Consider the following 14,542-nt stretch of genomic DNA (forward strand, 5'->3'; position numbering starts at 1 on the left):
CAAAGGAGATAGGCCATGCCCGAATACCTGGCACCCGGCGTCTACGTCGAAGAAACCAGCTTCCGCGCCAAGTCGATCGAAGGCGTCGGCACCAGCACCACCGCCTTCGTCGGACCCACGCGCCGCGGGCCGGTGGGCGGCGTGCCGGAGCTGGTCACGAGCCTGCCCGACTTCGAGCGCATCTACGGCAGCCTCGAGAACCTCGACCTCGACGACGTGACCGACGCAGCGCGCCGGCTCAACTTCGTGGGCCATGCGGCGCGTGCGTATTTCGACAATGGCGGCTCGCGGCTCTACGTGGTGCGCGCGCTCAATGCGGCGGACACGGCCAGCGGCGTGCTGCTGAACGGCGGTGCCGATGCCGAGAACGCCACGATTCGCGCGCGCTTCGCGGGTGCGGCCTACAACGGCCGCGTGCTGTTCCGCGAAGCGGCGCGACCCGCCACCGTTCGCACGCTCGGAACGGCACCGGCCGGCAGCCTGCTGAGCATCCGGGTCGACGACGCCGAGACGCTCTACGTCGGCAGCGGAACGGCATGGCTGACCAGCGGCAACACGGCGCTGGCGCTCGACGGCCTGGCGCCCGAGGCCACGCCGGGTCCGGCCGACGCGGTCGCCAACATCGTGACGCTCGCGGTCGATGTCGTCGATGCCGACGGCTACGCGCAATCGTGGGACGACCTGGGCTTCGCACCGGGTCATCCGCGCTTCATCGGCACGGTGCTGGCGCAGGAGCCGGCCAACCGCGCCGATGCACTGTCGAACCTCGTGGCGGCGCAGATCGGCACCGGGGTCAGCGGCTTCGAGCTGGCGGCCGCGGTGCGCGCGCTGCCGGCCGTGGTCGGCGACACCGATGGCCGGCGATTGCTGACCCTGGCCGGCGGCAGCGACGGCAGCGCCCCGATCACGGGCGCCGAGGGAACGGCCGGCAGCTATGCCGATGCGCTGGCCACGCTGTCCGGGCTGGAGGACATCTCGATCGTCGCGGCACCGGGCAGCAGCGCCTACGCGGACGGCCCGGCGGTCCAGGGCGCGCTGATCGTGCATGCCGAGCGCCGGCGCGCCTACCGCATCGCGGTGCTCGACTGCGCGCCGAACCAGACGCCCGGCGACATGCGGATCGCGCGCGGCCGCATCGACTCGAAGTACGCGGCGCTCTACTACCCGTGGGTGATCGTCTCGAACCCGCTCGCGCGGCCCGGTCGCGAAGACATCCCGCGCGAGATCTCGCTGCCGCCCTCGGGCTTCGTGGCCGGCATCTACGCGCGCAACGACACGCAGCGCGGCGTCTACAAGGCGCCGGCCAACGAGGTGGTCGCGGGCGCGTTGCGCTTCGAGACCGACATCAACTTCGCGCAGCAGGAAGTGCTGAACCCGATCGGCGTGAACTGCCTGCGCTACCTGTCGGGCCGCGGCTATCGCGTCTGGGGCGCGCGGCTGGCCTCCAGCGATCCCGAGTGGAAATACGTCTCGGACCGGCGCTACTTCAACTACCTCGAATCGTCGATCGACCGCGGCACGCAATGGGCCGTGTTCGAGCCCAACGGCGAGCGGCTCTGGGCCAACGTGCGCCAGACCATCTCGGACTACCTCTACAACGAATGGCGCGGCGGGGCGCTGCTGGGCAGCACCACCGAGGAAGCCTTCTTCGTGCGCTGCGACCGCACGACGATGACGCAGAACGACCTCGACAACGGACGGCTGATCTGCCTCATCGGCGTGGCGATCATCAAGCCGGCCGAGTTCGTCATCTTCCGCATCGGCCAGAAGACCGCCGACGCAAGAGCCTGACCTGATCCAAGGGGAACCACATGGCCAATCGCACCACGCCCTACGGCGCCTTCAACTTCGTCGTCAACTTCGACGGCGGCGAGACCTTCGGCGGCTTTTCCGACGTCTCGGGCATCGGCACCGAGCTCACCATCGCCGAGTACCGCAATGGCAACGACCGCGAGAACCACGTGCGCAAGGTCGGCGGCGTGCACAAGGTGAGCGATGTCACGCTCAAGCGCGGCATCGTCAACTCGATCTCGCTGTTCCAGTGGATCAAGGACTCGCGCACCAAGGGGCCGGACGCGAAGAAGAGCATCACGATCCTGCTGCTCGACGAATCGCAGAAGCCGGTGCAGACCTGGGTGCTGCGCGGCGTGCTGCCGATGAAGTACACAGGCCCGACGCTGGCGGCCAAGGGCGGCGGCGACGTCGCGATGGAAGAGCTGGTGCTTTCGTCCGAAGCGCTCGAGATGGAAGCCTGAGCGCCATCCAACGGCCCGCCGCACCATGAGCCTGCTGTTCGAGACCGCTGCCCCGCCGCTGGCCGCCGACCTGCGGCGTGCCGACGTCGCCTGCTTCGTCGGCCATGTGGCACGGCGCAGCGCGGTGCCGCTGCCCGATGCGGTGCGTGCGCAACTGCGCGAGGGGGGCTGGATCGACGGCATCCGGGCCCGGCCGTCCGCGGAGGTCGAGTCGCTGCTGAACCTGCCGGTGGTGATCGACAGCTGGGCCCGCTTCGATGCGCTGTTCGCCTGGGAGGCGCGGCCGCTTCGAGCCGACCCGGCCGATACCGACACCGGCATCGCCGTCTGCGCGACCTACCTGGGTGCCGCGGTGCGCAGCTTCTTCGCGCGCGGCGGCCGGCGTGCCGTGGTGGTGCGGGTCGGCGATCCGTGGCCCTACATCGAGACCCTGGCCGACCCGGCCGCGGCACGGCGCGAACGGCTGCGCCGGATGGTGCCGGACTTCGCCGACCGCAGCAACGCGGCGCGCCTCTTCGTGCCCACCGAGCCCTCGACCTGGCAGGGCATCCACCACCTGTACGGCCTGCGCGACGTGAGCCTGGTGCTGCTGCCCGACCTCGCCGACGCCTGCTGCGTCACCGAGGCCGCACCGCGCACCGAACTGCCGCCGCCCGCGGTGCCGACCGGCTTCGTCGAATGCAGCGCCAACGACGCGCCGCCCGACGACAGCACGCTGCGCCGCGTGCCCGCGCCGCGGCTCGACAGCGACGGCTACCTGGCGTGGCAGCTCGCACTGGTGGCGGTGCGCGCCTTTCTCGCGCGCCACCAGCGCGAGGTGATGCTGCTGGCGGCGCTACCGCTGCCCCAGCCCGACACGCAGCGCGTGAGCGGCGACGGCCAGGTGCATGCGCAGGCCGCGATGCTGGCCTACCTTCAGCGCATCGGCATCGTGCCGCCGTCGCCGATCCCTTCCGACCAGGACGCGGGCGCTGCGAGCGCCTTCGTGCAGCTGGCCTGGCCCTGGTTGCGCACCCACGCCGCGGCCGACCTGCCCGAATGGCTGGAGTCGCCCGACGGCGTGCTGGCGGGCCTGGTGGCCGCGGGTGCGACCGCGCGCGGCAGCTTCCGCTCGGTGGCCGGCGACTTCTCGGTGCCGCGCCTGCGCGATGTGGCCGACGCCGAGCCGCGGCCTTCGTGGGGCCTCGGCGACGACAGCCCCGATGCGCAGCTGGCGCGCCATGTCTGCCTGTTCGCGCAGCAGCCCGACGGCTGGGCGCTCCAGTCGGACGTCACGCTGTCTTCGCATGAAGGCTGGCGCTTCGGAGGCAGCTCGCGGCTCATGGGCACCCTCCTGCGGTCCGCGCGTGCGGCCGGCGACAGCCTGGTCTTCGACCTCAACGGCCCGGCCACCTGGGCTGGCCTGCGGCGTGCCATCGAGCGCCTCCTGACGGGCTTCTGGAACGAGGGTGCCTTCGCCGGTGCCACGCTGGCCGATGCCTTCGCTGTGCGCTGCGACCGTTCCACCATGACCCAGGCCGATCTCGATGCGGGCCGCCTGGTCGTCGAGATCACGGTGCGTCCGGCGGCATCGATCGAGCGCATCACGGTGGTGCTCGACCTCAACAACGCGAGCGGCGCCCAGGCGCTGCGGGAGGCCGCCTGATGCCTGCGCGCGACCTGCCCGAGAACCTGCTGCAGCCGCTGCATGCGTTCCGCTTCCACGTGAGCTTCTCGAACGCGAACGGCGGCGATGCAGTGGACATCTGCAGCGGTGCCTTCGCCGAGTGCACCGGTCTCGAGGCCACCATGGAACCCAAGGTGATCAAGGCCGGCGGCGCCAACTACGGCGCGGCCCAGCGACCCGGTCGCGTGAGCTTCGCGACCGTGGTGCTCAAGCGCGGCATGACCACCACGCGCGATGCCTTCAAGTGGTTCCAGCTGGTGGCCGGCGGCGCCTATGCGTACCGGCTCTCGGCCGAGATCCAGATGCAGGATTCGGCCGGCGAGACGGTGCTGACATGGGGCCTGGACCACTGCATGCCGGTCAAGTTCAAGGCCTCGGACCTCAGCGCCAGGAACAACGAGATCGGCGTCGAGGAACTGCACCTGGCGCACGAGGGGCTGCGGCTGGTGGTCGAGGGAGCAGGCTGATGGCACGGCTGCCCGACGCACCCAGCGTGGCGAGCGCGACCTTCGAAGTCATCGAGGGGCCGGGCGCGGGCGGCGGCGCGGTCGCGGTGCAGTTCAACCCGGTGTCGCTCGAGTACACCATCGCCAACGAGTTCGACGATCGCAACGGCAACAACGGCGCGCGCCAGTTCGTCAAGAAGAGCACCGCCAGGCTGTCGATGACGCTGGTCTACGACAGCACCGACGACGGAAGCGACGTGCGCATCCAGACCGAGACCATCTCGGGCCTGATGGAGCCCGCGCGCGACGGCCGCAAGAAGTACGCGCCCAAGGTCGAGTTCGGCTGGGGCACCTACAGCTTCAAGGGCGTGATCGAGCAGTACAAGGAAACGATCGACTTCTTCGCGGCCAGCGGCGTGCCGCTGCGCGCCAGCATCGCACTCACGCTGGCGGCGCAGGAGGTCGAGTTCCAGAGCAGCAAGAACCCGGACGCCAGCGTCGACGGCAGCCTCTCGCCCGACCCGGTCGACCTGCCGCCCGGCGCGGCGCCGGCCGCGGTCGCCAATGCGCTCGGCGACCCGCGCGCCGCGCGTGCGATCGCATCGGCCAATGCCTCGGCCAGCCTGCGCTTCGGTGCCGGTGCCTCGTTGTCGGTGGGCGGCGCCGTGGGCATCGGCGCGCCGGTGGCCTTTTCCGCGGGCGCTGCCGGCGGCGCGGGTGCAGGCATCGGTCTGTCGTTCGGCGCCAGCGGGAGTCTCGGCATCGGCGCCACCGCGGGCGCCGCGTTCGCGGGCCTGCGCGCGGGCTCCGGTGGCCGTGCGCTGGCGGTCGACAGCGCCGCCGCGCGCGCCGCCTTGCTGCCGGCCGCGGGCACGAGCGGCGCCGTCTCCTTCGGTCCCGGCGGCCGCGCGACCGCGAGCGGCGGTGCCAGCCTCTCGGCCGACGTCGGTGCCGGCGCCGACCTTCATGCCCGCATCGGATTCGGAGGCGCCTGAACATGCCCATCACATTCGACGAAGTCTCGGCCGAGATCGAGCGCGATCCCGAACAAGGCACGGGCGGAGCCGGCAGCGCGGCCGCGCCCGCTGCACCGGCGCCCGATCCGCGCGAGCAGTTCGAGCGCGAACTGCGCATCCATGCCGAGCGCCGCATGCGGCTCTCGGACCACTGATGAAGGAGGCACGCGCATGGCCGAAACCAGCCTGAGCCAGTCGGCGATCTTCAGCGCCCGCCCCGTGGTGCACGTGGGCGGCCAGGCGGTCGAGCGCGTGAGCGCGCTGCTGAGCGCGATGCGCATGGAGGAATCCGAGGGCGGCATGAGCACGCTCGAGCTGCGCCTCTCGAACTGGGTCGCGACCGGCGGCGGTGGTGCCGAACTGGCCTTCGATGGGCAGTCGCCGCTCCGGCTCGGCGCCGAACTCCTGGTGGGCACCGGCGACGAGGCAGCGCCGAACGAGATCTTTCGCGGCAAGGTGAGCGCGCTCGAGATGGTCTGCAGCTACGGTCAGCCGCCCGAGCTCGTGGTGCTGGCCGAGGATGCGCTGACAGCCGCGCGGCGGGCGCGCCGCACCAAGGTCTATGCGGACATGTCGCCGGCCGAGGTGATTCGCGCCGTTGCCGGCAACCTGGCGCTGTCGCCGACCGTCACCGGCCTCGACGCACCGCACGGCACGTGGGTGCAGCTCGACGAGACCGACCTGGGCTTCCTGCGCCGGCTCGCGGCCCGCTTCGAGGCCGACCTGCAGGTCAGCGGCACGGCGCTCGCGGTGGCACCGCGCCAGGAAGTGCAGCGCGGCACCATCGAGCTCACGCTCAACAGCCAGCTGGCGCGCGTCCGCATCACGGCCGATCTCGCCGACCAGGTCACGGCGGTCACGGCCGCGGGCTGGAACCCGGCCGATGGCAGTCCGGTCAGCGGCTCGGCCACCGGCATCACGCACGGCGGTCCGGGCAGCGGCAGGAGCGGCCTCGCATGGGCGGAGGAAGTGTTCGGAGCCCGCAGCGAACACCTGGGCAACCCGGTGGCCTCCACCGATGCCGAGGCCCAGGCGCTGGCCGAGGCCGCGCTCGACCAGCGCGCGCGCCGCTTCGTCCGCGCCGAGGGCACGGCCGAGGGCAACGCGCGCATGCGCGTCGGCGCCCAGGTGCGGCTGGCTGGCATCTCGGCCCAGTTCGACAACAGCTACTACGTGATCGAGGCGCGGCACCTGTTCGACATGCGGCAGGGCTATCGCACCGAGTTCCGCGCCGAGTGCGCCTACCTGGGCAACTGACATCCACGCCATGCAACGCGACGCCGTCTTCACGAACCCCGCGGGCTGGATGCAGTCGGGCTTTCTTGCGCGCGTCGTCTCGCTCGACGATCCCGAGGGGCGCAGCCGGGTCCAGGTCAAGCTGCTGTCGTTCGCGGACGTGGCCGAACAGGACTCGACCATGTGGGCGCGCGTGGTGTGCCCGTTCGCGGGCAGCGACCGTGGCGTCTTCTTCCTGCCCGAGGTCGACGACGAGGTGCTCGTGGTCTTCGTGCAGGGCGACCCTCGCCATCCGCTCGTGATCGGCGGCCTGTGGAACGGCTCGGCGGCGCCGCCGGCGGCGATCGAATCGGGCGGGCGCAACCGCCTCAAGCGCATCCAGTCGAAGAACGGCATCGTCATCACGCTCGACGACCAGAGCGGCCAGGAGATGCTCGAGCTGAAGACGCCCGGCGGCCAGATGCTCACGCTCAGGGACGGCCCCGGCAGCGTGACGATCGAGGACAGCAACGGCAATTCGATCACGCTAGAGAGCGCGGGAATCACGGTGCAGGCCGCGGCCAAGGTCAAGGTGCAGGCCTCGACGGTCGAGGTCACGGCCGGCATGGTCACGGTCGACGCCGCGATGTCGAAGTTCTCGGGCATCGTCAAGTGCGAGGTGCTGCAGACCAATGCGGTGATCTCGACCAGCTACACGCCCGGCGCGGGCAACGTCTGGTAGGGCAGGGGAGCCACATGCACGACATCCGCATCGGGTCCCCGCGCGACATGCAGGCCACGGCCCGGCCCGTGCTCCTGCAGCGCAGCGACGAGGACTTCATCCAGTCCACGCTCGACGAGCTCCGCAGTGCCGAGGGGCGGCAGGCGCTGGCCACGCGGCGCGCCAGGGCGGTCGACGGGCAGGGCACGCTGAAGCTGTTCCAGCCGATCCAGCGCCAGTTCCATCTGGCACTGATCGAGGCCTGGTGCGATACGCCCGGCGGGCCGCGCATCGATCCTTCTCGCGTCGACTCGGCTGGCCTCGTGGTGCGGCGGCTCGATGCCAATGGCCAGCCGCAGGGCTGGATGCGCTCGAACGGCCGTGTTCGCGGCTGGGTGCCGCTGACGCGGGTCGGCAGTGCCGTCACCGACCCGATGCCGAAGCACCGGCTGCAGCGCCGCCTCACGGGGGTCGCCGACATCGATCGCCAGCTCGGCGGCTTCGCGCTGCAGCAGCCCGACAACCTGCTCGAAGAGGACGTGGTGCCGATGTTCATCGCACCGCCCGACGTCTGCGCCGATGCCGGCAAGAGCGTGTTCTACGGCATGGTGCCCACCGTCAGCAGCGAGCTCAGCGAGGCCCCGCCGGCCGCGAGCGCGCCCGACGCGGTGGATTTCGGACCGGACTCGAGCGCCTTCCGCACCCATCTGGTGGCGCCGCTGCGCGGCCTCGAGACACCGTTCCCCTTCGCCGGCGCGACCGTCGCCGCCGGCTGGTTCGACGCCAGCGAGGCACCGGGCGCGGTGCGGCCGGCCGACATCACGGACGCGCAGTTCGCGGCCCTGAGCCTGCCGCTCGAGGACAGCGATACGCCGGCCCAGCCGGCCGGCCAGATGCGCGTCTTCCTGCTGCTGCTGCGCCAGCTCGCGAGCGAGTTCAATGCCTTCGACGGCGGCGCCGAGGCCGACGCGCTGCGCCATGCACTGGCCGCGGTGCAGCTGCCGCTGGTGCTGAGGGAAGGGCAGCTGGCGCCGGACCATGTGCGCGCCGACATCTTCCTTTCCGACGCCTGCAAGGTGCTGCTCAAGAAGGAGGCCGTCGCGGCGCCGCTCGAGATGCCCGAGCGCTGGCCTGCGCTCGACGAGGCCCGCACCCGGGCGCTCGCGCAGGCGATGCATTCGGCGATGCAGGCGCGCGCCGCCACGCTGATGCCGCAGAGCGGCCGCTACGACGAACCCGGCGCCCGCTACCAGGTGCGCGCCTTCGTGCGCATCAAGGCCGAGGGCGCCTGCCCGGTGCGCATCGTCTGGAGCCAGGAAAGCGAACCCTTCGTGATCGCGCCCTGGTACGAGAGCGCCGATGCGCGGCCGCCGGTCCAGATCCCGCTGCCCGATGCAAGCGACCGCCACATGCTCCGACAGCTCAAGCCCAACGTCGCCTTCGTGGTGCCGCCGTCGATGCAGAACCTGCTGTCGGGCAAGGCGAAGGACCTGATGGAAGGCAAGGCCAGCACGGGCTCGCTCGGCATCAGCTGGATCTGCGGCTTCAACATCCCGGTCATCACGATCTGCGCCTTCATCGTGCTGAACATCTTCCTCACGCTGTTCAACCTGATCTTCGGCTGGCTGTTCTTCATCAAGATCTGCGTGCCGTTTCCGAAGCTCGGCAACAAGGCGCCGGCGAAGCCGCCCTTTTCGACATGAGCGCAGGGCACACATGAGCGGCTTTCCATTGCTTCCACTGCCCGACGCGAACGGCACCCTCGCGTGGCCCGATCTCGCGCAGTCGGTGCGCGACGGCATCCGGCTGATCCTGTCGACGCGCCCCGGCGAGCAGCTCATGCGGCCCGACTTCGGCGGCGGCCTCGACCGCCTCCTGCACGCGCCCAACACGGTCGCGACCCGGCGCCAGATCCGCGACCTGGTGCGGGATGCGCTCACGCGCTGGGAGCGCCGCATCCTGCTCGATGCGGTCGAGGTCTGGGAGGTCGAGGGCGAGCCCGGCGCGCTGCGGGTCGAGATCGTGTTCCGGCTCGCGCGCACCGGTGCCCCGGGCGCCATGAACGTGACCGTGCAACTGGAAGGCTGAACCATGCCCATCCTGCCGCCTTCGCTCGACGACCGCCGCTTCGACGATCTGGTCGAGGACCTGATCGCCCGCATTCCCGCCCACACGCCGGAATGGACGAACCCCCGCCTCGGCGATCCCGGCCGCACGCTGATCGAGCTGTTCGCCTGGCTCGGCGATGCGCTGCTGTACCGCGCCAACCTGATTCCCGAGCGGCAGCGGCTGGTGTTCCTCAAGCTGCTCGGCATGGGCCTGAAGCCTGCGCTGCCGGCGCGTGCCATCGTCAGCCTGGCCTATGCGCAGCCCACCGAGCTCGGCGCGCACACGCTGGCGCCGCATGGCAGCGTGAAGGCCGCTCAGCCCTTCGAGACGCTGGCCGAGACCACGGTGCTGCCGCTCGTGGGCGAGGCCTACATCAAGCGCCGCCTGACGCCGCAGGAGCGCGCCGACCGCTCCGAGCTGCTGCAGGGGCTCGCGCGCATCCACGGCCTCGCGGGCCTGCCGCAGGGCTACGAGACCACGCCGGTGTTCGCCGAGGGCAGGGCCGTGCCCGGTGGCATCGACGTCTTCGGCCGGAGCGCCGACCGCGCGCTGTGGGTCGCGCTGCTGGCGCCGGTGGCGCCGAGGCCGGTCGACCAGCCTTCGGTCAACGCCGCCGCCACGCTCGCCATGGGCACCGGCGGCGGCGGGCTGCCGGCGCTGCTGTCGGTCGGGGTGGTGCCGGCACTCGCCATGCCCGCGCTGTTCGAGGCGGTGGCCGTGCCGGTGCCGGTGCCCGTGCTGTGGGAGCTCACGACCCAGGGCGCGAGCGGCTTCGCCACCGACTACCTGACGCTCGGCGTGCAGCCCGGCAGCGACAGCAGCAACGGCCTGGCGCGGGCCGGCACACTGCGGCTGCAGCTGCCCGGACAGCGCGAGATCTGGGCCCCGCCCAACGACGTCGGCCTCAATCCGCTGGCCGGTGTCGGCGATGCGCCGCCGCGGCTCGACGACCCGGACCGCGCCAGCCGGCTCGTGGCCTGGCTGCGGCTGCGGCCCAAGCCCGGCGAGAGCATCGAGTCGCTCAAGCTGGCCTGGGTCGGCATCAACGCGGCCGAGGTCGACCAGCGCACGACGGTCACGGCCCGCGTGCTCGGCGTCTCGACCGGTGCCGGTTCGCAGAGCTTCGCGCTGCCTTCGGGATCGGTGGACCCGGCCTCGCTGCAGGTGCAGGTCGAGGAGCCCGGGCTCGGCTATCGCGACTGGCATGCCGTAGGCGACCTGGCCGCGATCAGCGCCGATGCGGCCGAGGCGCGCGAGGCACGCGTCTTCCAGCTCGACGCCGAGGCTGGCACCCTGCTGTTCGGCGACGGCGTTCGCGGCCGCGTGCCCGAGCGCGAGATGCGCGTGCGGCTCGCGATCGGACGCTTCGGGGGCGGCCGTGCGGGCAACCTGCCGCCCGGCAGCATGGGCGAGCTGCGCGCGCTGCGCATCGACGGCCGCGCCGCGCCCGCGATCGCGGTGCAGCAGCCGCTCGCGGCCGATGGCGGCGAGGACGCCGAGACGCTCGCGCTGGCCGAGCACCGCATTCCCGCGATGCTCCGGCACCGCGATCGCGCGGTCACCGAGGAGGACTACCGCCGGCTCTCTGCCGAGGCGCCCGGCATCGACGTCGGCCGCATCGAGGTGCTGCCGCGCTTCAAGCCCGCCGACCGGCGCTTCGACGTGCCCGGCGTGGTCAGCGTGATGGGCCTGCCGGACGCGCCGCTGCAGCCGGCGCCCAACCCGCGGCCCGACCGGCCCTTCATCGAGCGCCTGCATGCGCACCTGGCGGCGCGCGTGCCGCTGGCCACCGAGCTGTACGTGATCGGCTGCGACTACGTGGCGCTCGGCATCGCGGTGGCGGTGCGGCTGCGCGACGGCCATGCGCGCGACAAGGTGCTGCTCGAGGTCCGCGAGGCGCTGCGCCGGCTGCTGTGGCCGCTGGCGCCGGGCGGCCTCGACCGCAAGGGCTGGCCGCTGGGCCGCGCGGTGCGCAGCCGCGAACTCGAGGTCGAGGTCTCGCGCGTCGACGGCGTCGACGAGTTGCGGGGCATCACGCTGTTCCAGCGCAATGGCGAGGCGTGGCAGGCGCTGCCGTCGATCGCGTCGGACGGCGCGCAGGTCCTGGCGCTGCTGCAGTGGCAGCTGCCCGAGTTGCTGGCCGTGGTGGCGGTGGAAGGCGATGCGCCGCCCACCGACCTGTCGGCCGTGCCGAACCCGTTCGCGGACGACAACGCGGTGGCGGTGCCCGTGGTGCCCGAGGTCTGCTGATGGACGCCAACGGCCTGCGCTTCTGGCAGCTCGCGGATCGCACCGCATGGCCCGACCTGCGGCATGCGGGCGTGCAGGGCGAGTGCGCCGCGCTGCGGCTGGCTTCGGAGCGCACGCTGCAGCCCGCGCTGGCGCCGGCGGCGGCCTTCGCGGCGGCGCAGGCCGCGCTCGACGAAGTGCCGCGCGCGGTCGACGCGCTCGAATGCGTCGCGAGCTGGGACGGTGGCCTGCGCGGCATCGTCGTGCACGGCCCGCTGCCCGACGACGTGCTGCTGCGCGAACTCGACGAGCCGCCGAGCGACCTCTGCGTGGCGCACGACGGCGTGCTGCTGGCGGCGCTCGCGGGCCGCGTGCTGCTGCACGACCTGCGCGACCGCTGGGCCGATGCGTTCGCGGCGCTCGAGGGCTTCCAGCCGTGGCGCCTGGCGCCCATCGCAGGCCATGGCGACCATGAGGGCGGCGGCGCCTGGGTGCTCGAGCGCGGCAGCGGCCGCGTTGCGCGGCTGTCCGGCAGGCCCCTGCGCGCGCAGACGCCGACCACCGACATGTACGGGCCGCAGGTGTTCCGACCGCAGCCGGAGAACGCCTGCCCGCCCACGCTCGCGCTGTTCGCGAGCGTGGTGCAGGGGGCCAGCGAGCGCGTGCTCGCGATCGCCGACGACCGGGCCACGGGCGGCCCGATGCTCCTGTGCTGGCTCGACGGCGAAGGCTCGGCGGCCGTGCGGTGCTGGAATGCGGCCGAGGCTCGTTTCGATGCGCCGTTGCGCCTTGCCGGCGCCGCCTACGGCTATTCGCTCGCGCAGCTCGAAGGCGATCGCATCGCCGTGCGCGTGCCGGGCCGGCGCGACGCACCGGCCTTCGACCTCGCGGCGGCCGACGCGGCGCGCGCCGTGACGCCGCTCGGCGAGGTGTATCCGCTGCATGCCGAGGCCCGCGAGGCGCCGTTCTGCGGCGGCGTGCGCGAGGCCGGCCGGCCGCCTCACTATCCGGTGGCGGCGCGGCACGCGGAGCCCCTGCATTCGTTGTCCTACCAGACCTCGGCCCGGCGAGGCGAGGCGCGCAACTACCGGCTCGCGGCCGAGAACGATTTGCGTGCCTCGATGATCGACAGCGGCGACACCACGACGCTCTGGCACCGGCTCAACGCCGAGGCCGCGATCCCGCCGCACTGTGCCTTCGTGGTCTGGCTGGCCGCCACCAACGTCGCGCGGCCGCCCCCCGACGACGACGGCACGCAATGGCATCCGCATGCCTTCGGCAGCGAAGCCGCGGTGGTCGACGAGGCCGCGCGCGGCCCGCAGGTGCCGCAGGCCGCATGGGACCGCGCACCGAGCGAGCTCGCGGGACATCCGGGCCTGCTCGCGGGTGAGCGCATCCCGGATCGGCGCGGCCTGTTCGGCGTGCTCGTGCAGGCCAGCCGCCGGCGCGTGCGCAACCTGCAGGGCCGCTACCTGTGGCTGCGCGTCGTGCTCACGGGCGACGGCCGCGCCAGCCCCGAGATCGTGGCGCTGCGCGCGTGGGCCAGCCGCTTCTCCTACGTCGAGCGGTACCTGCCGCGGGTCTACCGCGAGAGCCTGTTCGGCGATGCGGCGCTCGCGCCCGGCATCGGCGCGGGCCGGATCGAGATCGCCCATGCGGCCGCGCTCGATGCCGGTGGCCCGCTGGACGACACGCTGCGTGCGCGTCTCATGCTCGCGGGCCTGCGGCCCGGCGCCGCGGCCAGCGTGACAGTGGAGCGCAGTGGACAGGCATGGCTGCTGCGCGAAGCGGGCGATGCGGCCGGCGCCTGGCGGCTGCGGCGCGAGAGCGAACCGCGGCCGGACGGCAGCCGCCTCGACTTCGTCGCGATCTACCAGCCGCAAGCCACGCCGGCCGATTTCAACGCGCGCCTGGTCGCGAACTTCGAAGGCGTGCTCACGCAGCTCGAGGATCGGGTCGCGGCGGCACACCTGATGAGCGACCCGCAGGCGGTGCCCGAGCCGAACCTCGAATGGCTGGGCAGCTGGATCGGCGTTGCCTTCGATGCTGCGTTGCCGCCCGAGCGCCGCCGCGAGTGGCTGCGCGCCGCGCCCGAGCTGGCACGCCGCCACGGCACGCGCGATGGCCTGCGGCTGGCGCTCGATGTCGCGAGCGGGGGCGGGGTGCGCGGCGGCGAGATCGTCGTGATCGAGGACTTCCGGCTGCGCCGCATCCTGGCGACGCTGCTCGGCGTCGACATGAGCGACGCGCACGATCCCTTGCTGCCGGGCCTGCACCAGAGCGGCAACTCGATCGTCGGCGACACGCTGTTCGTCGGCAGCAGCGAGGGCGCCGAGCTGGCCGCGCTCTATGCCGACGTCGCCACGACCGACGCCGAGGACGTCTCGGCACGCGAGTTCCTCGGTCGCCTGGCCTATCGCGCGACGGTGCTGGTGCACCAGGAGATCGCGCCGCAAGACTTCGCGCTGATCCGCCGCATCGCGCAACTCGAGGCGCCGGCCCATGTGATCGTGCGCGTGGTCGGCGCCACCTGGCCGCTGCTGGTCGGCATCGCGAGCCTGGTCGGCGTCGACACCTATCTGGGTCCGCCGCGTCGTCCACGGCCGGTACGCGTGGGTGTTTCGGCGGTGGGGCTTGGCGATCGCCTGATCGGCCCCGGCGTGCTCGACCCGCGACTGGCCGGCAACACGGGCGTTCTCACGGGCCCGCCCGTGGCCGACGCCGGAGCGAATCGCAGCGTGCCCGCGGGCGCCAGCTTCGAGCTCGACGGCAGCGCGTCGCGCGCGGCCTCGGGGCGTCGCATCACCGAATACCGGTGGCGGCTGCTGCCGCCGCAAGAGGGTTGAGGCCAAGGCGCACCCACCGCAAACGCCCAGTCATCCCCC

The 14,542-nt window shown here is 72.5% G+C and carries 12 protein-coding genes; all 12 read left to right on the plus strand.

Annotated elements, in window-relative coordinates; all coding sequences use genetic code 11:
• The first annotated feature begins 15 nt into the window (after positions 1-15).
• Genes QTH87_RS04715 through QTH87_RS04770 form a run of 12 tightly spaced genes read left to right on the plus strand, consistent with a single transcriptional unit; the run spans position 16 to position 14,503 of the window.
• Positions 16-1,791 (plus strand): phage tail sheath subtilisin-like domain-containing protein, encoded by a 1,776-nt coding sequence (locus QTH87_RS04715; RefSeq protein ID WP_286607301.1) that lies wholly within the window; start codon positions 16-18, stop codon positions 1,789-1,791.
• A 20-nt stretch (positions 1,792-1,811) separates the two neighbouring features.
• Positions 1,812-2,255: a phage tail protein gene (locus tag QTH87_RS04720; protein ID WP_286607303.1), complete on the plus strand. Its 444-nt coding sequence runs from the start codon at positions 1,812-1,814 to the stop codon at positions 2,253-2,255.
• Positions 2,256-2,280: 25 nt separating this feature from the next.
• Positions 2,281-3,900: a phage tail protein gene (locus tag QTH87_RS04725; protein ID WP_286607305.1), complete on the plus strand. Its 1,620-nt coding sequence runs from the start codon at positions 2,281-2,283 to the stop codon at positions 3,898-3,900.
• The gene (locus QTH87_RS04730) at positions 3,900-4,388 is read left to right on the plus strand and encodes a phage tail protein (protein ID WP_286607306.1); all 489 of its coding nucleotides are present in this window, start codon (positions 3,900-3,902) and stop codon (positions 4,386-4,388) included. The genes QTH87_RS04725 and QTH87_RS04730 overlap by 1 nt, the downstream gene beginning before the upstream one ends.
• Positions 4,388-5,362, plus strand: a complete 975-nt coding sequence (locus QTH87_RS04735; protein ID WP_286607308.1) for a CIS tube protein — start codon at positions 4,388-4,390, stop codon at positions 5,360-5,362. Before QTH87_RS04730 ends, QTH87_RS04735 begins: the two co-directional genes overlap by 1 nt.
• Positions 5,363-5,364: 2 nt before the next feature.
• Positions 5,365-5,538 (plus strand): hypothetical protein, encoded by a 174-nt coding sequence (locus QTH87_RS04740; protein ID WP_286607310.1) that lies wholly within the window; start codon positions 5,365-5,367, stop codon positions 5,536-5,538.
• Between the two features lie 16 nt (positions 5,539-5,554).
• Complete coding sequence (locus QTH87_RS04745) at positions 5,555-6,640, plus strand: phage late control D family protein (RefSeq protein ID WP_286607312.1); 1,086 nt, start codon at positions 5,555-5,557, stop codon at positions 6,638-6,640.
• A 10-nt stretch (positions 6,641-6,650) separates the two neighbouring features.
• A complete protein-coding gene (locus tag QTH87_RS04750; protein ID WP_286607314.1) occupies positions 6,651-7,340 on the plus strand; it encodes a phage baseplate assembly protein V in 690 nt (229 codons plus the stop codon).
• A 14-nt stretch (positions 7,341-7,354) separates the two neighbouring features.
• A complete protein-coding gene (locus QTH87_RS04755) occupies positions 7,355-9,022 on the plus strand; it encodes a hypothetical protein (protein WP_286607316.1) in 1,668 nt (555 codons plus the stop codon).
• 13 nt (positions 9,023-9,035) lie between these two features.
• The gene (locus QTH87_RS04760) at positions 9,036-9,407 is read left to right on the plus strand and encodes a GPW/gp25 family protein (RefSeq protein WP_286607318.1); all 372 of its coding nucleotides are present in this window, start codon (positions 9,036-9,038) and stop codon (positions 9,405-9,407) included.
• A gap of 3 nt (positions 9,408-9,410) precedes the next feature.
• Positions 9,411-11,678 carry a baseplate J/gp47 family protein gene (locus QTH87_RS04765; protein ID WP_286607321.1) on the plus strand — a complete coding sequence of 756 codons (2,268 nt, stop codon included), beginning with the start codon at positions 9,411-9,413 and terminating at the stop codon, positions 11,676-11,678.
• The gene (locus QTH87_RS04770) at positions 11,678-14,503 is read left to right on the plus strand and encodes a phage tail protein (RefSeq protein ID WP_286607323.1); all 2,826 of its coding nucleotides are present in this window, start codon (positions 11,678-11,680) and stop codon (positions 14,501-14,503) included. The genes QTH87_RS04765 and QTH87_RS04770 overlap by 1 nt, the downstream gene beginning before the upstream one ends.
• Positions 14,504-14,542: the final 39 nt, after the last annotated feature.

The organism is Variovorax jilinensis, assembly GCF_030316885.1.
Classification (GTDB): Bacteria; Pseudomonadota; Gammaproteobacteria; order Burkholderiales; family Burkholderiaceae_C; genus Variovorax; species Variovorax jilinensis.